Raw genomic sequence first — 20,982 nt, 5'->3', positions numbered from 1 at the left:
AAAAAAGAGGCCTTATTGGCCTCATGCTTATAATCCATACATACTTAAAGTCTTAGCAATATTTAATACAATACTTAAAAAGAATAACCAAATTACAATGGATATTATGAAATAAACCAATCCCGCTAGATTCCAAGTCTTTTGAACTTCTTTAAAAGTTTCAACGTCTTTGTAATCTCCATTATTCCAAGCCCACTCATTACCTTTAAATCCACAAACGAACATCCAAATAAAATTAAATATTGGAATAATACATAATAATGGCAGATAACTTTTATTACCAATTCCCCACCATATGTTGAAAGCAAAAGCACCCCAATTCCAACCCTTAATTTCTTCAGGTGTACCGTGTATTTCTATTCGACCTTCATTTGATTCAGACTCTTGCATTGTTTTCTCCCTGAAATCATTTTATGTTGCAAATTAATCGTAACAAACGATTTTCAATATGAGTATGTCGAAATTTTTATAATTGATTATTACTATCTTTAATTGATATTATTTTAGTAAAGGAGTTTTAAATGAAAATACCTAATAGAAGATTAAAAATTCCAAGGATATTTTTACTGATTGCTCTCTTATTACCTTTGATCGGACATAAAAAACACAAATAAAGATAGGAAGCTGTAAAAAATACGGCTTCCTATTTATTTATGCCAAATGAAATTTAATTTTTAATTCCTTCAATTTTTCTAAGCTTTGAAATCATTTCAATCTGATTTTCAGTTAGTTTACTGTCTCCTGTTTGTACATATGAAAGTAACTGATCAATCAAACTTGATTCATTACCACCTTTTTGAAGGTGCACATATGTATTCATCAACACTTGCTTAAACTCACTTGAGTTATTTTCATTTAAACTACTAAATAATTCATGAATTATTGTTAATACTGTTTCAGCCATAACTTTATCCTCTACCATGAATTTACAGAAAACAATTCATCTGCATTGGACTTCATATTAACATATCGGACGAAAACTGATTAATAATTTTCATTATTTTTTCATTTAATGACAAATAAAAAAGGTGCCAAAGCACCTTACTCTACTGTGAAACCAGGATTATGAGACATCCAATCAATTTTTTGCATGTAGTCTTCTCCCGATCCCATACCATCCAAAGCTTTCAAAACTTTTTTATCTTCTTTTAATTTTCCAAAAAGATGTGTCAAAGAATAATTTTCATCCAATAAGTTGTATGTGGATAAGATCAATTCCTTACAATAACCATCTGTATCAACATTTTCTGCATTATTCATATCCGTATATAATTCTGATAAAACCTTTTTAGCTTCCGAGTTGTCATTTAATTTCATAAATTACACCGCCTATTTTAATAGATTTTACCTAATTTCTAAACTTGCTACACTATCATTTATTTTTTGAATATACTGATTTGCTTCTTGACTAAATTGTAATCCCTCGGTAACCGACAATCGGTTCAATGAGTACTTTAGAGAAGATATCGCACCACCATTCAAAAAACTTCTATCATCCAGTCTTAAATATGTATCACGTATTTTTTCTGACGCCATCTTATCGCATTTTCGAGACATATCTAAAGTACTATACAATCCCGACAAAGCAGATTTCAATGCCGCTAGATCTTCATACTCCAATGACCTTCACCTACCAGTCTCAATAATTTATATAAAATTATTTTTGATTTATAGCCATCATACATCTTTAAAGTGAAAGCGTCTACATTTCCAGTTATTACTTAATTTAATTTAAAAATTTACCATATAAAATTAATCTACGAAGTTTTTTCTAGTAATGAAATAGAATGGAACTGCTATAATCAATGCTCCTAAGCCCCAAATCAAGTTAGTTGCTTCAGTATTAAATAGCAACCAAAGGGAGACAATTACCGCAACGATCGGTATAAACCAACCAAAAGGTATCTTAAATCCTGTAGGACGATCCTTTTTATTTTTTCTAAAGACCATTACAGCAATACATGCTGGAATATATTGTGCAAATCTAGAAACGGCACTGATTTGAGCCAAAGTTGCAAATGTACCTGATAAAGCAATTGCCCAACCTAATACGGCTGATACGATTATAGCAACATAAGGTGCTCCTACTTTATTTTTTCTTTTCAAAACTTTAGGCATCATTCCATGATTTGCCATTGCCACTCCTGAACGAGGAGTTATGAAAGATGACGATACACAAATTCCACCTATTGATAACAATGTTCCCGCAGCAATTAAATATTTACCAAATCCACCTAAAATTTTACCAAAGGCATCTTGCACTGGAGTTAAGCTACTTGCCAAGGAACTTCCTAAAATACCTATACAAACTGCTTGAATAAGTAAATAAAATGCTGCAACTACCAATAAAATAACAATTAAAGCGCGTGGTAAATTTTTTTCAGGATTCTTCATTTCTCCTGCGGCAACAACTGCTCCTTCAACTCCTGTAAATGCATAAAACATTGTCATTGCTGCTAAAGCAAATGAACTTGTATTAGCTACTTTAGAAGGTAAAAATGGTGTGAAATTACCGCCTTTAATGAACCAAATTCCAACAGCAATAAAAATAACTAATGGAACTAATTTAGAAATAGTAATGGTGTTGTTAACGATTGAAGTTATCTTAAGTCCTGAAATATTCATGATCATTAAAACTAGAGCAATTATGGTAACAATAATATCTTTGGCCAACGTACTTGCAAGTGAAGGGAAAATGCCTGCTAAAGCTGTAGCAAATCCAACATACATTGTTCCTTCAGCAATGATTCTAATTGCCCAAGTAATAAAGCCAACTTCATAACCAACGAAATCTCCAAATGCCTCTTTAGCATATACGTATGGACCACCGGTTTCTTCAAACAAACTTGCATCTTCAGCCAAACACAAACCAATAGTCAAAATCAATAAAGCATCAAAAACTAAAACTATTAAACTGGCTGGTCCAAATAGCTTCATCCCTTGATTAGGAAGTAAGAAAATACCTGAACCAATAATTCCATTAATACCAAATAATAATATTGTCCAAAAACCCATTTTGTTTTTTGTTACAGTTTTATCCATAATAAGCGCCCCTTATTTTTATATTCTGTTGATATAATCTTTGAATAATTGGAGCTGCTGTTCGTCTTCTTCCCACATATTTTCGGGATGCCATTGAACAGCCTGAACACTAGCATTTTCGTTTTCTACCGCTTCGATAACACCGTCCAAAGCTGTTGCCACAACTTTTAAGCCTGGTGCGGCTTTTTTAATTGCCTGATGGTGTCTTGAATTTACAAAAGGTTCAGCACCTACTGAATCTTTTAAAGCTGAATCAATAACTTTAACGTGATGAGTAGGTTGATTTCCAGGTGCACTTTGATGATGTTTTAAAGTATTACCTTCATACTGAACTCCTAAGTCTTGATAAACGGTTCCACCCAAAGCCACATTGATTACTTGTGCACCTCTACAGATTCCTAAAATAGGTATTTTCTTTTCTACTGCTTTTTTAATTAAAGAAATTTCAAATAAATCACGATTACGATTTGTCGTACCTAACTCTGGAATCGGTTCTTCCCCCATGAAAGTTGGATCTACATCGGGTCCACCTGTAAAGATAATTCCATCCAATTTATCCAACAAAAAATCAATTTTACTTTCAGGTAAGTAAGGCAAACTAACTGGTACTCCGCCAGCATTTAAAACTGCATTGACCGCAGGACGTGGAACAAAATCGGCCTGCTTTTGATTAATCACAGAAGTCGCCTCCAAAAATACATCTGCTGTAATGCCAATTAATTTACTCATATTGCTACCCCTTCTTCTCAATAAATATGGTGAATAGATTAGCATTTTTTTAATGTTAGTCAAATCTTTTACTAATATAATTAGTTATAAATTAGACGTTAATAGCAAAAAAATAAGTCTAAATACATCCACATACGTGTGAATATATTTAGACTTATAAAGCTTTTAGAAAATACTTTAATTAATCACTAATAACTTCAGTGCTATTTTTCTACAATATTTTTAACCTTAAAATTATGCTTCAAACTAGGCCAAATCAATTTATCAGCTGTAGCAATCAAAACGCCATTAAATAGAATAGAAAATAACGTAGCAATGTTAACTGAAAAAATATTACCTGTCATAAAGAAAGCAATGATAACAACAATTGTAGGCGGTACAAAATCAATTACTTGAGCTGCTGTAGAATTTCCCTTCAGATAGAAAAATCTCAGAATATTAGTCGTGTCATCATTTGGATGCATAATAATATTAGCTCTTTAATAAAGAGAAATGGCAACACAAAAGAAAACAACCCCTAAACAAGATAAGATAGCTCTAATAAACATTGGAAAGTTAGGTATTCCCGAAGCGTTCAAAATATTAGTAAATATATCGACAAATGAACTAAAAAATAAAATATACAAAACTTCACCAACTAGCCTCTTACCATCGAATCTTTTGATCAAAAACTGATTGGTTAAAGCATTTAATATACCAATAATGCATAGAATCATACCTACACTTAGACCAAATATTTTATTTAAATTAACTGCGGCCGCTGTCCAAATTCCACTTCCCATATCGGCCGAAATACATAAGCCATTACCAAAAGCATTTAAAATCAGACCGAGTATTAATCCGGTTATCCGAACCGGCATCGTATTTTTAATACATATCACTCCAAACAAAAATCAATACTAAATAGTATACTACACTAAATACTATTTACATCAGTCCAAGATAATGTAGTTGTATATTGACCAGATTTAAAATCTTCAGATTCAAAGTGAAGTTTAAGACCTTCTTTTTTTTGCCAAGTAATATTTAGCATATTCTCACCATGTCCTCCAATATTTAAAAAGACATCATCTTTTGACAAATCGGTATAATTACCATCTGAAAAATAGTATCTCAAATTAGCAGGAAGGATTATATTCTTATCTTTAGAATTTCTAAAATAATCATCTTGAGAGAGTTGCAATCTCAATTCTTTCTTATTTCTTCTCTGATCATCAACTTCTAAGATGGGATCATTACCATCATTATGGTTAACACGGTCAACAATTTGATCTTTTTGAATAAAGTGATGAATTCCATAATCAACATTGTAAGCAGTCAGCTTTAAAATATTTCCTAATAAATTAAGTGTAAGTGGTAGTCCTTCTTTTTGATAAGAAACTTCATCTGAATCAATTCCTTTAATAAATGGAGTAGAAACGAAACTATCTTTAGTTGTCGTACCCATATTTAGTACAACTTGGATATTATGAAATTCAATCCCTGCGATATTCATTTGAGATATTTCCAAAATAGAATCTTTGACTGAATATCTGGATTCATCAATCAATTTATCATCAATCAAAATCCTTTGAACAGTCATATTTTTATATAATGGCAGAATAAATTTTCCGTTATTTAAAGAGGCTTCCGAATTCTCATTTGAAATTTGAGCATCTATTTCTATTTGATCTCCACCAACAACATTGTTTAAAACTGTATTCAACTTATTATCTAAATTGCCTTCATAAGTTTTATTCTGAATACTATCAGTAAAAGTTATTTTAGGGCTTCCAGATTGGTCAACATTTAGCACTGCATTATTAGTAACTAACGTTTTAGAATTTGCTCTATCATTGATATTAACCTCCGCATAATATTGCGTACCATCATCTGATAATCTTGCAGGCGGAGTTATGTAACTTAACCCGGAGTCAGCAACTTTTACTTTTTTTCCATTAGAGATTTTATACCAATTGACAGTCACTTGGTCTGGATCAATATTACCTCTAATTTTAAAAGTAGCTGACTTACCAGATTTGACAGTTTGTGAATCCAATCCCCCACCAACTTCTATTTCAAACGATGAACTTATCGGAACCAGGTTTGGATCCTCATTATCACCCTTGGCTGTAGCGGTAATAACAACCTTTCCCGATTTTTCCAAATTGTTTGCAGTTATAAGACCTTCAGAATCTACTGTCGCCAAACTTTTATCACTGCTAGACCATTCTATAGTATCCGTAGAATTATTAGGCCTCAAATGAGCATGAGCGTATTCAGAACTGTTGTTGTCTTTACGATTGTAAAAATATGAATCATCAATTCCCGACTTAATACTCGTAGCTGGAATTGATGTTTCACCAAAGGAAACCATAGCTATATTGGAATAAATAACTGTTTGAGGAAAAGTATTCCATGTTGTCTGTTGTTGATAATATCTGGTTCTGACAACTTCTTCACTAACTGTTAAATTCTTTTTATTACCCCCATCTTCTTTACTGACTGGATACCACTGATTATCATAAAGCGGTCGATAGTACCATTGATACCTTGGACGAGAAATCCAATTAGTACTGGTCGAAAATCCCGACCTATCTTGATCTGTCTTCAAAGTAACGGTTGACTTTATTTTTACATATGTTTCTCTTGGGGGTTGCTTTCGATAACCGGCACTCATTAAAAATCCAAAAACACTTTTTGGTGCTGGTGTCGGAGTTCTATAAGGTTCAATATTGCTTACATCGCTAAAATTAAATTTTCTAAAATAATTTGTTTGTTCGGTACTATCTGCATGAATTACTACACTACTTTTATCTTCTGAAAAAATGATAAACACAGTCATATTCAACGAAAGTAGCGTAAATAAGAATATGCATTTTTTCATATTAACACCTTCTATATTCCATGTATAATTATAATGATATAATTATAGTAACTATAACCGTATTCAAATGTTAACATTATTCATTTCGTTTATCATTTCATTTTTCGTAAAATCGGTCTAGATCAAAAAAAGCTCCCAAAAATTTGAGAGTTTTTTTTGATTTAAACACTAGCTATTACTTTTTTTAAATAATTTTTAACTTCTAGAAACCCAAGAAACATAAGTATTTAAGTCACTTTATAAACATTGATCTATTTACTATCTGTAACTAACAGCTCAATTAAATTTAGTATTTTATGAAATAAATGTTTGTCTATTTGTCCATAACAAAATTAGGATAAGTGGAATATTTTATGAACTAAATCAAGATATTTCACTAAGATCTATTCTGCTACTTCTATTTTTCTCTTAATAAATTATGACTAACTAAATAATCATGTGCGACTTTCGACGCTTTTTCGTGTTTAACCGCAACTTGATAATTCATCTTCTGCATATCTTCAACACTAATTTTTCCAGCTAATTTATTCAAAGTAGCTTTTAACTCTGGGTACTCAGTGATCAGCTTTTCAGAAACTAGAGGTGCTCCTTGATATGGTGGGAAAAACTCTTTATTGTCTTTTAAAGCTACTAAATCATATTCTTCAATTTGGGGGTCTGTAGTATAACCATCAACTAAATTAACTTTGTTATTAGCAATTGCTTTGTATCTAATTGATGATTCCATAGTTTTAGTACTTGCAAACTCCAAATTATAGGCTTTACTAATGCCCGGATATCCATCTTTTAGTTGATAAAAATCAGGATCAAAACCTGCATGGATTTTGTTTTCAACCTTTATCAAATCGGAAACAGTTTTCAGATTATACTTTTTAGCAAAACTCTTTTTAACAACTAAGGCATAGCCGTTTTCATATTTCATAGGCTTTAAATAATCCAAGTTCTCTTGCTCTTTTAATAACTTTTTAGCCAAGTTATAAGTAGCTTTAGGATCATGACTAGCATCTTTATTTGTCTTAACTAGAGATTCAAGTACAGTACCTGTAAATTCAGGGTAAATATCAATCGAATTAGATTTTAATGCTTTATATAAGAAGGATGTTCCTCCAAAGTTTGGTTTAATAGAAACCTTCATATTAGGATGATCATTTTCAATCAAATCTTTATACATATTAATCAATATTTCAGGTTCACTACCCATTTTACCGGCAATAGTAATTGATACTTGCGGCTTTTCAACTGTTTTATATCCAAAATAACCGCCCATTAAAACAATAACTGCCATAAAAATAATACCGATTTTTTTCAATGATAATTTAGAAATACCCTTTATCAAAGCACTAAAAATAAGTGCCAAAATGGCTGAGAATACAGCACCAATAATCAATAATGCATTATTATTAGTTTCAATTCCCAATAAGATATAAGTACCAAGTCCGCCGGCTCCAATAAGTGCTGCAAGTGTTGCAGTACCAATAATCATAACCATAGCGATCCTAAGTCCTGAAATAATCATCGGCATTGCTAAAGGAATTTCAATTTTAACCAATTTTTTTGACCTAGAAAGTCCAAATGCTTCCGCAGCTTCTTCTAAGTTGGAATCAATTGTTGTTAGTCCCGAATAAGTATTTTGAAAAATTGGCATCACAGCGTATAAAACTAAAGCAATAACCGATGGAACTGTACCAATACCAACAATTGGAATTAAAATTCCTAATAATGCCAAACTAGGAATTGTCTGTAAGACACTAGTAATTTGTAAAATGACTTCTGCAATTTTTTTATGTTTCATCAAAACTATTGCTAAAGGAATAGCAATAACAGCAGCTATTAATAACGAAACTAAGGAAATAGTAATATGTTGACCTATTGAATTTAAAATATCATTACCTTGAGTTTGTAAAATATGAATAATACTATTCACGACCATCACCATCCCTTGCCAAATAATTTAGTAGGTTTTGGATAGTCAACTTCCACACTTTACCTTCAGAATTTTCAACTAACGCAAATTTTTTATCTCTTAGTATTTGTGCTAAATCAGATATATTATTTTCTTCATTTAAATCGGCAACTTGATGATCAATTTGTTGGCAGTCTTGGCTATCAACGATCAACTTAATTTTCTTATCATCATTATGTTGATTCTTAAAAAATCCATTAACAAAATTATTCTTCGGATTATGAATTATCTCATCTCGAGTTCCAATTTGTTCCAAATGTCCAGTTCTCATAATGGCAATAGTATTACCTAGTCTTAATGCTTCATTCATATCATGTGTGACAAAGATAAATGTCATCTTCATTTCTTGATGAAGTTTTAAAACCAATTCTTGCAATTGATTACGAGAAATTGGATCCAGTGCACTAAAAGGTTCATCCATCAAAACTATTTTAGGATTAGATGCTAGTGCACGAATTATCCCAACTCGTTGTTGTTCTCCACCGGACAATTCTCGTGGAAATCTCTTGGCATATTCCCTTGGTAATCCAACTTTATCTAAAAGATCCATTACAACTTTATGGCGTCTTTCTTTGGTCCATTTTAAGGATTCAGGCTGAATTGTTATATTCTCTTCAATAGTCATATTTGGAAATAAGGCAATATTCTGCAAAACATACCCCATATTAAGACGCATTTCTTGTAGATTTAAGTTCTCAATATTTTCATCATCAATTAAAATCTCACCTGAGGTTTGTTTAATAAGACGATTGATCATCTTTAATGTGGTTGTTTTCCCACTTCCGCTGGGTCCCACTAAGACAAAAAAATCTCCATCATTTATTTGGAGATTTAAACCCTTAATAGCTATATTTTCATTATTATCGTACTTTTTATAAACATTCTTAAACTCAATCATATATGCCCCTTTTATAGCACAACTATGTAACACGATAAGTTACATTTACGATATAATTAGGATTTAATTTTGTCAATTAATATGCAATTAGCAGTCAAAGAAATTGACGAAACATCTAGCTAATTTTAGTATATAGTGTAATTAATTAAGTTACATCTTAGGAGGTATTAAAATGCATGTCTCTACTAGATTTAGCGACTCTATCCACATTTTAGCGTTTATTGAAATATACAAAGATATTAAATTATCAAGTGAAGTAATCTCCAGTAGCGTTGAAACATCAGCAGTCGTAATACGTAGATTAATGGGGATCTTACGTGAGGCAGGCCTAATTGATACTAAACAAGGAACCGCCGAACCTAAACTTGCCAAAAATCCTGCTGACATTACGCTATTAGATGTATATTTGGCAACTGAGGGTAATAGACCTTTATTTGAATTAGATAAAAAGACTAATCCTGATTGTATAGTTGGTGGAAATATTCAAGATGTTTTAGGAAACTACTACGAAGATGCAAAAATTGCTGCACAACGTAAGTTAAATGAAGTAACTTTGCAAGATGTGATCGAAACTATTTTGGTAAAACAAAAATATAAAGATAATATTACCTAGAGAGTGCGACAAAAGACGGTTCGCCACCGGAGAATAGCCTAGAAAAACGAATGATTGGCACCATCAATCATTTGTAGTTCGTAGCTATGTGGAAGTTGCAGTCTTTTGTCGCGCGTTTAGTCTATAAAAATTTGGAAACAAAAAATGGGTTGTGGCTTATGTCACGATCGCTTTATTTTTAAAATCTCTGTTATATAATTATATGTATCAAAATTTGAGGGGGAAAATATGGCAATTAGACACAAAAACTATATTCCAGATAACATAGAAGTTAGAGGAGCAAAAGCTAATAACTTAAAAAATCTTAACGTCGATATCCCACTAAATTCATTTGTGTCCATTACCGGTGTTTCAGGATCTGGTAAGTCATCATTGGCCATGGATACCATTTACTCTGAAGGAGCAAGAAAATACCTTAATGCACTTTCAACTTATACAAGACGTCGTATTACCCAGGCCGGTCGTTCTAATGTAGAAAACATCAAAAATTTGCCGTCAACAATTGCCCTTAGACAAAGACCAACTGTTCCTGGTGTTCGCTCAACAGTTGGAACTATGACAGAAAGTCTTAACATTTTACGACTCATGTTCTCAAGACTTTCATCAATTGTTTGTCCAAATGGGCATCGACTAGACCCCACCCTTGATATTTCACGTGCAATGGATCTTCCAGGGACTGACGAAAACATGGGAGTTATCACCTGTCCTATTTGCCAAGTTAAGTTTATGGCTTTTGGAGCTGAGGATTTTGCATTCAATTCAGATGGTGCCTGTCCAAAATGCCAAGGAACCGGATTTTTAAAGAGTATTGAATTGAACAAAATAATCCCTGATAAATCATTAACACTTGAAGAAGGTGCCGTAAGATCTTGGCGTCTTCCAGGCCGTTCACTTCAAATAGAAGTGGTAAGAGAACTGGGTGTACGCACAAATGTCCCTTTTAAAGATTTAACTGAAAAAGAAAGAGAAATTGTGATCCATGGTAAAGGTGTCAAAAAGGAAGTAATAATTCCTACCTCAACCGGTAAATCATTCAAATTAAATGCACTATATGAAAATGCCTACGATGCTGTAAAACACAGTCTTGCCAGCACAAAGAATGAAAATACATTGACTAGACTTGGTAGATTCTATTCAGTTAAAGAATGTCCCAATTGCTTAGGTAGTCGATTTGACCCTAAATTATTTACTAATGAATTAGTTGGTAAAAATATTGCCCAAGTTTGTCAATTAAGCATCAATCAACTTCAAGATTTTTGCCAAGAAATCTTAGACTGGTTACCTGACGATATGAAAAAATTAGGCAAAAATTTAACAAACGAATTATTGGAATTATTACAGCCTATTGACGATTTGGGACTTAACTACTTAACTCTAATGCGCGCAGGAAACACTTTATCAACAGGTGAACTCCAACGTATCCAACTAGCAAGAACTATCCGTAATCAAATGACAGGTGTTCTATATGTTTTAGATGAACCTAGTGTTGGACTACATCCCGCAAACGTCACTGGATTAATAAAAATACTTCGTGAGTTAGTTCGATTGGGAAATTCCTTAATTGTTGTCGATCATGATACGAGCATTATCTCCGCGGCTGATTACGTTATTGAAATTGGACCGGCCTCAGGAGAAAATGGTGGTAATGTTATTTCCAAAGGAACTGTCGATGAAATAAAACAAACTTCAAATTCTGTAATTAAACCTTATTTAACAGGTGATGCAAGAATCATTCAGCATCATCAAACTAAACCATTTGAAAATGGCGAATTAGATATCGAAGTTGGTAAACGATTTAATATTAATAATATGAAGGCTCGTTTTAGTAAAGAATCCTTAAATATCGTTTCAGGTATGTCAGGATCTGGAAAAACGACATTAGTCTTTGATAGCTTGATCCCTTCACTATTGAATCAGGAAGAAAAAGAGCCGATCCCAAATTATGTAAAATCAATTGATAATGGTGGCATTAAAAATGTCATTACCGTTGATTCAACACCTATTGGTAAAAATGTTCGTTCAACTGTCGCAACTTATACGAAAATCTTAGATAAAGTAAGAAAACTATTTGCCTCCACTGATAAGGCAAAAGAAAAACACTACACTGCCAGTTACTTTTCTTACAATAATAAACAAGGTGCTTGTCCAAATTGTGGCGGAACAGGTGTCATTACTTTAGATATTCAATATCTTCCTGATATGGTAGAAACTTGTCCAGTTTGTCATGGAGATCGTTACAAAAAAGAAATCCTTGGTATAACTTGGAATGGAAAAAATATTGCTGAAATATTAAATATGTCGATCACTGAAGCTGCTTCTTTCTTTAAAGAAGAATCTAATATCGAATCAGTTATCAATACTCTTTCAGAAATTGGTTTGAGTTACTTAGAATTAGGCGAAAGTACTCCTACCCTATCTGGTGGTGAAGCACAACGTCTAAAACTTGTTACTTATATGAAGAGAAGTCAAAAAGATCAATTATTTGTCTTTGATGAGCCTAGTGTTGGACTACATCCTAAAGATGTTTCAACTCTAATATCTGTTCTAAATAAACTGATTGATAATCATGCAACAGTAATAGTTATTGAACACGATTTAGATATAATTTCTAATGCTGATTACATTAATGATTTAGGTCCAGAAGGTGGTATCAATGGTGGACAAATTGTTGCCTCTGGAACTCCAAAAGAAATTTGTTCAGCGCCAAACAGTATCACTGGAAAATATTTAAAGAAACATTTTAAAGAATTCAATATATAACAAAAAGATCATTCTGGGATAAACCTAGAATGATTTTTCATTTACTCTATTTTTTAAAAATTCTAACAATGAAGTAGCTTCATGCCCCATAATTACTTGATAATCATTTGAAAGTTCCTGTAGCAATCCTCTAGAACCAGCCTTATACATAGAACCAAGTATATATCCTTCGCCATATTTGTTATGCATATCTTCAAAATCAGACAAATCCGCTGGCTGGTAGCCTATCTTACGACCTGTCACTTTACTTAAAATATTAGCCAATTCTAACATTGTATAATTTCTGCTTTCAGTAAGCGTGTAGATTCTCTCATTTTGACGGAGTTTATCATCAACGGCTACTTTAGCAAAAGCTTTTGCACTATCTTCTAAACTGATAAACGACAATGCTTTATCTTTCATCGGATAGTTAACATTACCCTTTTCCAAGATTTCAGGTAAATAGGAAATCAATGTGTCAGCATATAAAGAGTTACGAATTATCGTATATTTCAATCCAGAAGAAGCTAATCTTCTTGGCATGTATCCATAAAATGCTGACAAAACAAATGGATCATTTACTTGATCTCCAATAAATCCCATAGCAATTAGATGTTTGACATTGGCTTTTCGAGCAGCTCTTATGACATATTCCAACTCAGTGATTCTAGTAAAACTATCGTAACTTTTACTTGGAATATACACAAAAATATCAATGTCTCTTAAAGCACTTACTAAAGAATCTCGATCAAAATAATCTATTTTGACTACCTTTAATCCTTTTTCTCTAAAATCATCAATTTTAGAAGTACTGTGGATCCCTGCCACAACATCATTTTTGGGGACAATTTTTTTAATTTCTTCTAAAATCTTTGATCCGAGTTGTCCAGTAACACCTGTAATTAAATACTTCAATATTAATCCCCCTTTTTCTCTAATAGATGTATGATACTTCATTAGTTAAGCGGTTGCAAAAAATGTTATTTCAACACTTCAAATAAATTCACTTTCTATTTTAGACCTTAATTTCACATGAACAAAGATAATAAAGCCTACCTTACCAATAAATACAAATATTCAATATTTATGATGCGAAGATGTTATTTTGTTACTAAAAAATCGTCAAAACATAAAAAAAGCACCTCAATCAAGAGGTGCTTCAGGTTCCAAATCAGTCATCCATATGTTTGACAATGAACCTATTATATTAACTATTTATTTTTAAGCAGGAGCATCAGATAATGTCCATGTTAATGTTGAACTATAGCTACCGCCAATATTGCCGGCTGGAACGTACAATGAAGCTGCTCCAGCTGCATAGTCACCAGTATAAGCACCAATACCTGTTCCAGCAGGTGCATCAGCGACTACTGATGCTGCACTAGAAACTGCAACTGGAGTTTTTGTGACAGGTGGGTCTGATTCATTAGTACTATCATCAGCTGTTAGTGATGGTGCTACAAGTGATAATGCTGCACCTTTTAATGGAGCCTTACTTGTTGTATCAGTAAATCCAGTGTCAGCGACTGTTAGTGACCATCCACTTGGAAAGCCTGGGTTTGTAATATGTAATGCGTCGTCAAAGACACTGTCTGTATAAGTAGTTTTACTTACACTTAAGTCTTGTGTTCCAAAACTAATATCTGGGGCACTATCCAAACTTAGCGATCCTGTTTGTTGCAATGCAACACTCGAAGTTTTAGAAATAGGACTTGGGGAAGTTGCCGTTGTTGGAGTTGGAGCCGTCGTTGCGGCTTTTACTGTTAATAAACTAGCCGGAAGGGCTAATGCTAATGCACTTAATGTTGCGATACCTTTTACAAATTTAATCATGACTATTTTCCTCTATTTTCTTACCTAAAGAAACTTTCCCATGAGCTCCCCTCGTTAGTCCATGATTTGTCTCGGATAAGTAATTCCCTTATCCGCCCTTATATATACAACTTTTTAATCGAGTAATCAAAATAAAAGCACCTAAGAAAAAAAGAGTGTGACAAAAGGTGGTTTGCCAGCGGAGCATAGCCTAGGAATGCGAATGATTGGTACCATCAATCATTCGTGGTTCGTTGCTATGTATAGGTTACAACCTTTTATCGCACGTTTAGTCTATAAAAATTGGAAAACTTAAAAAAGGGAATGACTTATGTCACATCCCCTTTTTAAACATTATTTTTTATTTTTACTCTTGATGATGATTGTTAGTAAAGCTGCAATAATTAAAATCAAGAAAGCTAATACAGCCATCATTGGCCAATTATTCTTGGTATTAGTTTCACCAACTGCAGTCTTATTCATCTGTTTTGCTTTTGTTGTAGAAATATTAAAGTCTTTAGTAAAGTTCCAAGTCTTATCTTTTTCTGTCAATTTCAAATGCAAAGTATAATTACCAGATTTCAAAGGAGTATTGTCAGTACTTACTGGCAAATCAAAGTTACTGTTAGGCGCCATATCTAAGCCATCTTTTTCTAGCTTATATACGGGTTCTTCACTACCTTCTTTAGTAACTTTGGCATCAGCTTTTATTTTATTGATAATAGCTGGCTGATCATTTTGAATATTAGCAATAATATAATTCTGATAATTTATTTGTTTTGACTTTACATATCTCAAATTTAAATGAGGTTGAAATTTCTCAGAACCTTCCTGCAATTGTAATCCAATAACATAAGCATATTGATTATTAATGGTTACACCTTTTTTATCAGATGTCTTAGCAGTAGGTGAATCTAGTAATTTGATTTGAATACCACCTAAAACTATGCCCTTAAACTCTTTTTCAGGAACTTTTAATTCAAAAGTTTCTTTTTTATCGGTGTTAGCTGGTACAGAAACTGTTTTTGGTTGTGGAACCATTTTTTCAATATCTGCCTGAATAGATGAGTCAGCCTTGGTACCGTGTTTACTATAATCGATAACACCATTAACATTTGTACTTGCACGATTAATGGAGATCAAATATTTGTGATCAGAATTATCGGTATTATTAATATGAAAGGTTAATTTTTGAGTATCACCAGGTTTTACATTTAAATCAAAATAACTAATCTTTGAATCTGCTTGATTATCAGGTAAATCAGGCGAAACAGTGTAATTCAAGTTAGCCGCTTGAGTTGTCGTTAAATCTGTCGTAAAAAAACTGGCTAATAATAAAACAAAGAAAGAAAATATAATTGATAGCTTCTTCATATTAAAATCTCCTATGAAACCACCAATTCCCAATAAGGGGTCGTGACATAAGCCACAACCTTTTTGTTCCCGAGCTTTTATAGACTAACCGTGCAACAAAAGACTGCAACCTCCACATAGCCTAGAGATACAAATGATTGATAGTACCAATCATTCGTGTCTCTAGGCTATGATCCGGTGGCTGACCGCCTTTTGTCACACCCTCTTATCATCCATCTCAATTATCCTTAAATAATTTTTAAAACTTGATTCCGGTTTTGATAAAAAGCAATGATTATTATCATGTTTTTCAAAGCCGATTATATGAAGTTATTACAGTCAATACAATTAATTTGCCTATTTTATTTTACCAATTATTATGATCCCAAAGGCGACCATCAAGTTCACCTTGGGCTTGCTCAATTCGTTTTTGTTGCTCAAAAACAACTTTCTTCAAAGATGTCAATAAAGCTCTTTTTTCATAATCATTTTGTCTAGATGACAATTGATCTATTTCTTTTATCAACCACTTAGTATTTTCATCCATAAGCTATTACCTCGAATCTGAATCTGCCTCATAATATCATATATTATTAACGAATTGAATCAGTTAATCCCCAAGTAACAGTATATTTATATGTTCCAGAGCGAGCCGTTGAATTAGCTTTCAACAATATTCCATTATCAGGACTCCAAGTGTTGGCAATCTGATATGTTGAATCATTAATAATTTGATCAATTGGGAAGGTATTTTTATCTGCTATATCTATTATGTTCCCATTTAAAATAGAGTGTGATATCCCTGAATCATCAACGTATAATAGATCACCATCTAAAACCGGACTGCCACTGGATTGAACTGCGGTAGCGCTCAATTTCCAATTAGATGTATCCATCGCATTATCAACAATATTAACTTTCCAATTACCTTGTCGTTTAACTATTTGATTTTTACCATTGGATTTAACTGTTTGGAAATACATATCTTCATCAGCATCGATCAAAATAGGAGCTGATGTAGGTTTTGAAATATTATAAGATACATAATTCGAATGATTGCCATCTTTATCTGACGCATAGACAACTAAAGTATTATTACCATCATTTAAATCCGTTCTAGGGATTGTTATCTTCATTTTCCCATCGTTTCCTGAAGGTAATCCGGTCGTTTGTTCTTTATTGCCATTCAAAGAATAGTGCATCGTAATAGTTGAATTATCAATAGAACTAACTCCCATATAACCCACTTTACCAGTTGCATCTACTGATGAAGCATCCCCAATATCCAAATTAGGATTATCCTGGCTCAAAAGCATAGGTGTGGATTTTATAACAAAGTCCTGAAGTTTGTCATACTTGATCAGATTATCTCCCATAAATGAAACGTCCGTTGCACCAACAGGTGTATCTACTGTTGGAGTACTAGAATAAGTCACGGCAACAAGGGTTATCGTTGCACTTTTAGGATCCTTATCTTTTAAAAGATCCTTTAGAGTGCGTTTTAGTTGTGCAGAGGTTAGTTCATTTGATCCTATAGTTTCACTAGTACCATCGCTATATTTAATTGAACCACTCCCATATATGACATTATTGGGAAGATTAATAGTTGCAATGATATTATTCCAGTCTTGAGCCCCACTATCACGCTTTACATTGTATACAAAGCGCAATATCTCATTATTATAAACATCCTTATCAGTGGCACTTAATTCCTTTCCACCTTGTGAATCATTATAAATATGTGTGCTGGTTGACCCTTCAACTAGCGATGGAATTGATTCAAAAATAACCATGTTTCTCGCATACTGATCTCCAGTACTACCAGTAAAGCCCCAGATCACTTTGCCTTCATCTTTAGTGAAATTCTGTGTAGCATTTTTATAAAAATAACTAGTATCAACTGGAATATCTTTTACACTAATTGGTTGCGCATTATTATCAGCCGTAACTTCTCCGGTATGTATTTTATCATCCAGATTATAAGATAAATGACCTATTGTGCTACCAGTTTCTGGTGGTGTCCAATTGATAACTAAATGATGCCAAAGACCATTACTCAACGTAAAATTATAATTAGAATTTGGACCATACGTTGTTACCAAATTATTATGTGCCAATCTATACCAATAAACCGAAGGTCCTGAACCAGCTCCTGGATAAGATGGTGCAAATCCCGATTGTAAAAGATATGACTCACTTGAACCCGGATAATTATCAGCAATATGTGAAAAAGACTTAGACGGATTATTCACGATTGTTTTGACCACTGAATCAAATCCATTATTGATTCCCACGGGACTACCAGTTATAGAACCATTGCTAAACATATCTGAACCGGCAAGCGTTCTATTTATATGAGTGTCAAACTCCAAGGCCCAACTATTTTGAATGGCGGAATCAGATAACTTCTTAGGATCAGTATTCTTATAATCATTATCTATTCCCCAAACTCCCATGGTTTGACCTTTAGCAGGTAAATTACCATCCTTAGAAATTGCGTCGATCCCAGAATTTTGTAATATAAACGCTAAGCCGTCAGCTGGATCTTTTTCATTACCAAAATACATCCACATTGATAGAGTTTGCTTAGCATTTAAATCTAGATAGTTATCCTTATCAGCTGCTGACCAAACTGCACCGATGGAACTTCCCTCTCTTGGTGTAACTTGGATAATACTAGTATTTCCATTTTTAAAATTCGTAGTATCAGCACCGTTACCCCTAAAACTTCCTCTAACAAAATAATCCTTAAAATTTAATCCCTCTGGTGAATTTGCCACAGGAACATCAGTAGCAGCTCTGACTTCAACGATGTTATTTTGCTCAATAGATACAAATAATCCAATCATAAATAAGCATGCTAAAAAATTAACTGCTTTTATAATTTTATTTATGGTCATATAATCCCTCACTTATATAATCAAATAATTTATAAATATAACGTCTTTTTTATTTACAAATACATCTTACACGCTTTAAATCATTAATGGAACTCAATATATATAATTAATCATTATGAATTTTGATAAGTGAAAATTTATGAGTCATATTTAAAAAATAATTAAAAAAGACTCTCAATAATAAACATTTATTATTGAAAGTCTTTTCTTAAATGGAATCTGTTAAATCCCAAGTAACATCATATTTATAATTTCCAGCTTTAGCCGTTGAATTAGATTTAAGAATTATACCGTCGTCTTTAGTCCAAGTATTGGCTACTTGATAAGTTGTTCCATCACTGAATGGTTACAAGAAATGACAAAAATCATTTAATTGGATTTTTATTTATATAAAAAAGATGATTAAGAAAGATTAATTCTCATCATCTTCCTTAACCATCTCTAAAGTGTCATTCAATTGGTCCAATTCTTCAATTCTCGATGTAAAGTTACTTAAAATTAATTCGAGAAACTTTTTATCCTCTATATTAGAATTTAAATCTAACTCCTGAAGTTTCTTTTCAAACCAAGTTTGTTTATTATTTAGTGAATCCGGCATTTCTTGTGTTAAATATCTTTGATAATCCACTAAAAGGTCCATCTGCATTAACTCAGTCTTGTACCAAAATTGTGGTACTGGAAAAATAGGCATAATTTTCATCCTAGCCTTATCCGCAATTGCCCTATATGGTGTCATTAATTCATCTAATGTGAAATTTTCAGCTGCGCCCTTTTGGAAATCCTTCAGTGGCAATCCAGTAGTTATCACTAGACCAAACTCTTTACCTTCCAGTGGATAGGTTTTATCACCATAAATAAAATTTCTGGTTAGAACTGTATCTTCCCATGATTTTAATCCACTTGGTGCTGAATACCAATAAAGTGGGAATTGGAAAATAATCCGATCCGCTTCAATTAGTAACTTTTGTTCATTAATAACATCTAAATTATTTATTTTCTCAACATGATGCCAAATTGCATTTTCTAGTTTTGCCCCTTGGTATAAGAATTGCTGTGTTTGAGAATTATCTATCTCTGGATGAGAAACTATTATCAAAGTTTTCATCATTCTCACTTCCAATTAACTATTACTTATTTAAAGATGAGCATAACAAAATTTTGAGCAAAATTGTAATATTAAATACTATTAATTTATATTTTCCAAAAAAATAACTCAATACATTTTTTAGTATTGAGTATTTGTTTTAAGACTAATGTTGTAACCGTTTAAGTGATATAATTTAGTATAATATACACGTACCAATAGGAGGAGGATTATTGTGGAAAAGTATTACATTGTAGATCGTTCTATTTTGCCGGATTCCTTTGATAAAGTCATTCAGGCACGCAATTTGTTAGAGACTGGAAAAGTCGGTAATGTTAGTGACGCCGTGAAGGCTGTAAATATCAGTCGTGGTACTTACTATAAATATAAGGATCTCGTCTTTTTACCTGACGAGAGTACTAGTGACCGTAAGGCTGTCTTTTCAATGATTTTAGATCATGAACCCGGAATTTTATCAAAAGTTTTGTTGATCATATCTGAAGCAAACGCTAGTATCCTTACTATAAATCAAAATATCCCTATTCATAATATGGCGAGTGTATCAATATCAATTGACATTAATCATATGACCGGAACTATTAATGATTTGATAGAAAAACTTAAAGGCTATGAGTTTATAAGCAATGTTCAATTAATTGCGGTGGAATGATTACTTCGGCCAGGCAATGTACATTGCCATAATAACGCCAACAGTTCCTACGCAGTAAAACAGCTTGGAGACTGTGCTGCTTTTTACATGGCTGCCGGAAATCAACAGAATTAAACCAATTGAAAATATTATTGCAATAATTAAGAATTCCATAAAACACTCCTTATTATTCATTGGAAATTATTCATTATTTTTACTGTAACGAATAAATGTGACGAAAAAGTGAATAACCTGTGGAGTTTTATGATAAAAAAAAGGTTCTTTGTCAAATCGTATTGATGAATGATTTTGGACCTGAGGCACCTCTTAATTG

19 protein-coding genes and 1 pseudogene are annotated in these 20,982 nt (G+C 32.7%); 3 read left to right on the top strand and 17 right to left on the bottom strand.

Features of this window, described 5'->3' with window-relative positions; all coding sequences use genetic code 11:
- Window positions 1-27 precede the first annotated feature (27 nt).
- The 10 genes and pseudogenes from FC72_RS09485 to FC72_RS09440 form a co-directional block, all read right to left on the bottom strand.
- Window positions 28-390, bottom strand: coding sequence for a hypothetical protein (locus tag FC72_RS09485; RefSeq protein ID WP_057767141.1), 363 nt, complete (start codon window positions 388-390; stop codon window positions 28-30).
- Window positions 391-667: 277 nt separating this feature from the next.
- Window positions 668-904: a bacteriocin immunity protein gene (locus FC72_RS09480; RefSeq protein ID WP_057767139.1), complete on the bottom strand. Its 237-nt coding sequence runs from the start codon at window positions 902-904 to the stop codon at window positions 668-670.
- A 137-nt stretch (window positions 905-1,041) separates the two neighbouring features.
- Entirely contained in the window at window positions 1,042-1,317 is a 276-nt protein-coding gene (locus tag FC72_RS09475; RefSeq protein WP_057767137.1) for a hypothetical protein, read from the bottom strand.
- Between the two features lie 27 nt (window positions 1,318-1,344).
- A complete protein-coding gene (locus FC72_RS09470; RefSeq protein ID WP_057767135.1) occupies window positions 1,345-1,620 on the bottom strand; it encodes a hypothetical protein in 276 nt (91 codons plus the stop codon).
- 132 nt (window positions 1,621-1,752) lie between these two features.
- The gene (locus tag FC72_RS09465) at window positions 1,753-3,042 is read right to left on the bottom strand and encodes an APC family permease (protein WP_057767133.1); all 1,290 of its coding nucleotides are present in this window, start codon (window positions 3,040-3,042) and stop codon (window positions 1,753-1,755) included.
- An 18-nt stretch (window positions 3,043-3,060) separates the two neighbouring features.
- Window positions 3,061-3,771, bottom strand: a complete 711-nt coding sequence (locus tag FC72_RS09460) for a gamma-glutamyl-gamma-aminobutyrate hydrolase family protein (RefSeq protein ID WP_057767132.1) — start codon at window positions 3,769-3,771, stop codon at window positions 3,061-3,063.
- Window positions 3,772-3,974: 203 nt separating this feature from the next.
- A pseudogene (locus FC72_RS09455) lies at window positions 3,975-4,631 on the bottom strand (DUF6198 family protein).
- A 56-nt stretch (window positions 4,632-4,687) separates the two neighbouring features.
- Window positions 4,688-6,637: an Ig-like domain-containing protein gene (locus FC72_RS09450; protein ID WP_057767130.1), complete on the bottom strand. Its 1,950-nt coding sequence runs from the start codon at window positions 6,635-6,637 to the stop codon at window positions 4,688-4,690.
- 397 nt (window positions 6,638-7,034) lie between these two features.
- Window positions 7,035-8,561 (bottom strand): ABC transporter permease/substrate-binding protein, encoded by a 1,527-nt coding sequence (locus FC72_RS09445; protein ID WP_157051155.1) that lies wholly within the window; start codon window positions 8,559-8,561, stop codon window positions 7,035-7,037.
- Complete coding sequence (locus tag FC72_RS09440) at window positions 8,554-9,498, bottom strand: ABC transporter ATP-binding protein (protein WP_057767126.1); 945 nt, start codon at window positions 9,496-9,498, stop codon at window positions 8,554-8,556. The genes FC72_RS09445 and FC72_RS09440 overlap by 8 nt, the downstream gene beginning before the upstream one ends.
- Window positions 9,499-9,670: 172 nt before the next feature.
- Between FC72_RS09440 and FC72_RS09435 the strand changes: the two genes are divergently transcribed.
- Window positions 9,671-10,111: an Rrf2 family transcriptional regulator gene (locus FC72_RS09435; protein WP_057767124.1), complete on the top strand. Its 441-nt coding sequence runs from the start codon at window positions 9,671-9,673 to the stop codon at window positions 10,109-10,111.
- A gap of 228 nt (window positions 10,112-10,339) precedes the next feature.
- On the top strand, window positions 10,340-12,871 hold the full coding sequence (locus FC72_RS09430; protein WP_057767122.1) for an excinuclease ABC subunit UvrA: 2,532 nt from the start codon (window positions 10,340-10,342) through the stop codon (window positions 12,869-12,871).
- Window positions 12,872-12,895: 24 nt separating this feature from the next.
- On the opposite strand, the gene FC72_RS09425 is transcribed toward FC72_RS09430, so the two are convergent.
- From FC72_RS09425 to FC72_RS09400, 6 genes are all read right to left on the bottom strand, one after another.
- Window positions 12,896-13,765 carry an NmrA family NAD(P)-binding protein gene (locus FC72_RS09425; RefSeq protein WP_057767120.1) on the bottom strand — a complete coding sequence of 290 codons (870 nt, stop codon included), beginning with the start codon at window positions 13,763-13,765 and terminating at the stop codon, window positions 12,896-12,898.
- A gap of 306 nt (window positions 13,766-14,071) precedes the next feature.
- Window positions 14,072-14,683 (bottom strand): WxL domain-containing protein, encoded by a 612-nt coding sequence (locus FC72_RS09420; RefSeq protein WP_057767118.1) that lies wholly within the window; start codon window positions 14,681-14,683, stop codon window positions 14,072-14,074.
- 333 nt (window positions 14,684-15,016) lie between these two features.
- Complete coding sequence (locus FC72_RS09415) at window positions 15,017-16,036, bottom strand: WxLIP family cell surface protein (protein ID WP_057767116.1); 1,020 nt, start codon at window positions 16,034-16,036, stop codon at window positions 15,017-15,019.
- A gap of 346 nt (window positions 16,037-16,382) precedes the next feature.
- Complete coding sequence (locus FC72_RS09410) at window positions 16,383-16,562, bottom strand: hypothetical protein (RefSeq protein ID WP_057767114.1); 180 nt, start codon at window positions 16,560-16,562, stop codon at window positions 16,383-16,385.
- 46 nt (window positions 16,563-16,608) lie between these two features.
- On the bottom strand, window positions 16,609-18,915 hold the full coding sequence (locus FC72_RS09405; RefSeq protein WP_057767112.1) for an L-type lectin family protein: 2,307 nt from the start codon (window positions 18,913-18,915) through the stop codon (window positions 16,609-16,611).
- Window positions 18,916-19,327: 412 nt separating this feature from the next.
- Window positions 19,328-20,023, bottom strand: coding sequence for an NAD(P)H-dependent oxidoreductase (locus FC72_RS09400; protein WP_235805173.1), 696 nt, complete (start codon window positions 20,021-20,023; stop codon window positions 19,328-19,330).
- Between the two features lie 211 nt (window positions 20,024-20,234).
- On the opposite strand from FC72_RS09400, the gene FC72_RS09395 reads away from it, so the two are divergent.
- Window positions 20,235-20,669, top strand: a complete 435-nt coding sequence (locus FC72_RS09395) for an ACT domain-containing protein (protein ID WP_057767109.1) — start codon at window positions 20,235-20,237, stop codon at window positions 20,667-20,669.
- On the opposite strand, the gene FC72_RS10845 is transcribed toward FC72_RS09395, so the two are convergent.
- The gene (locus FC72_RS10845) at window positions 20,670-20,822 is read right to left on the bottom strand and encodes a hypothetical protein (RefSeq protein WP_157051154.1); all 153 of its coding nucleotides are present in this window, start codon (window positions 20,820-20,822) and stop codon (window positions 20,670-20,672) included.
- Window positions 20,823-20,982 lie beyond the last annotated feature (160 nt).

The sequence above is a fragment of the Companilactobacillus tucceti DSM 20183 genome (genome assembly GCF_001434665.1).
In the GTDB taxonomy this organism is placed as follows: domain Bacteria; phylum Bacillota; class Bacilli; order Lactobacillales; family Lactobacillaceae; genus Companilactobacillus; species Companilactobacillus tucceti.
This window is presented reverse-complemented; position numbering and strand designations above follow the sequence as displayed.

Excerpts from the sequence above, each read along its gene's own strand:
- FC72_RS09400 (WP_235805173.1), bottom strand. The coding sequence starts at position 20,023 with ATGATGAAAACTTTGATAATAGTTTCTCATCCAGAGATAGATAATTCT.
- FC72_RS09465 (WP_057767133.1), bottom strand. The coding sequence starts at position 3,042 with ATGGATAAAACTGTAACAAAAAACAAAATGGGTTTTTGGACAATATTA.
- FC72_RS09420 (WP_057767118.1), bottom strand. The coding sequence starts at position 14,683 with ATGATTAAATTTGTAAAAGGTATCGCAACATTAAGTGCATTAGCATTA.
- FC72_RS09475 (WP_057767137.1), bottom strand. The coding sequence starts at position 1,317 with ATGAAATTAAATGACAACTCGGAAGCTAAAAAGGTTTTATCAGAATTA.
- FC72_RS10845 (WP_157051154.1), bottom strand. The coding sequence starts at position 20,822 with ATGGAATTCTTAATTATTGCAATAATATTTTCAATTGGTTTAATTCTG.
- FC72_RS09450 (WP_057767130.1), bottom strand. The coding sequence starts at position 6,637 with ATGAAAAAATGCATATTCTTATTTACGCTACTTTCGTTGAATATGACT.
- FC72_RS09415 (WP_057767116.1), bottom strand. The coding sequence starts at position 16,036 with ATGAAGAAGCTATCAATTATATTTTCTTTCTTTGTTTTATTATTAGCC.
- FC72_RS09460 (WP_057767132.1), bottom strand. The coding sequence starts at position 3,771 with ATGAGTAAATTAATTGGCATTACAGCAGATGTATTTTTGGAGGCGACT.
- FC72_RS09485 (WP_057767141.1), bottom strand. The coding sequence starts at position 390 with ATGCAAGAGTCTGAATCAAATGAAGGTCGAATAGAAATACACGGTACA.
- FC72_RS09480 (WP_057767139.1), bottom strand. The coding sequence starts at position 904 with ATGGCTGAAACAGTATTAACAATAATTCATGAATTATTTAGTAGTTTA.
- FC72_RS09405 (WP_057767112.1), bottom strand. The coding sequence starts at position 18,915 with ATGACCATAAATAAAATTATAAAAGCAGTTAATTTTTTAGCATGCTTA.
- FC72_RS09430 (WP_057767122.1), top strand. The coding sequence starts at position 10,340 with ATGGCAATTAGACACAAAAACTATATTCCAGATAACATAGAAGTTAGA.
- FC72_RS09435 (WP_057767124.1), top strand. The coding sequence starts at position 9,671 with ATGCATGTCTCTACTAGATTTAGCGACTCTATCCACATTTTAGCGTTT.
- FC72_RS09440 (WP_057767126.1), bottom strand. The coding sequence starts at position 9,498 with ATGATTGAGTTTAAGAATGTTTATAAAAAGTACGATAATAATGAAAAT.
- FC72_RS09410 (WP_057767114.1), bottom strand. The coding sequence starts at position 16,562 with ATGGATGAAAATACTAAGTGGTTGATAAAAGAAATAGATCAATTGTCA.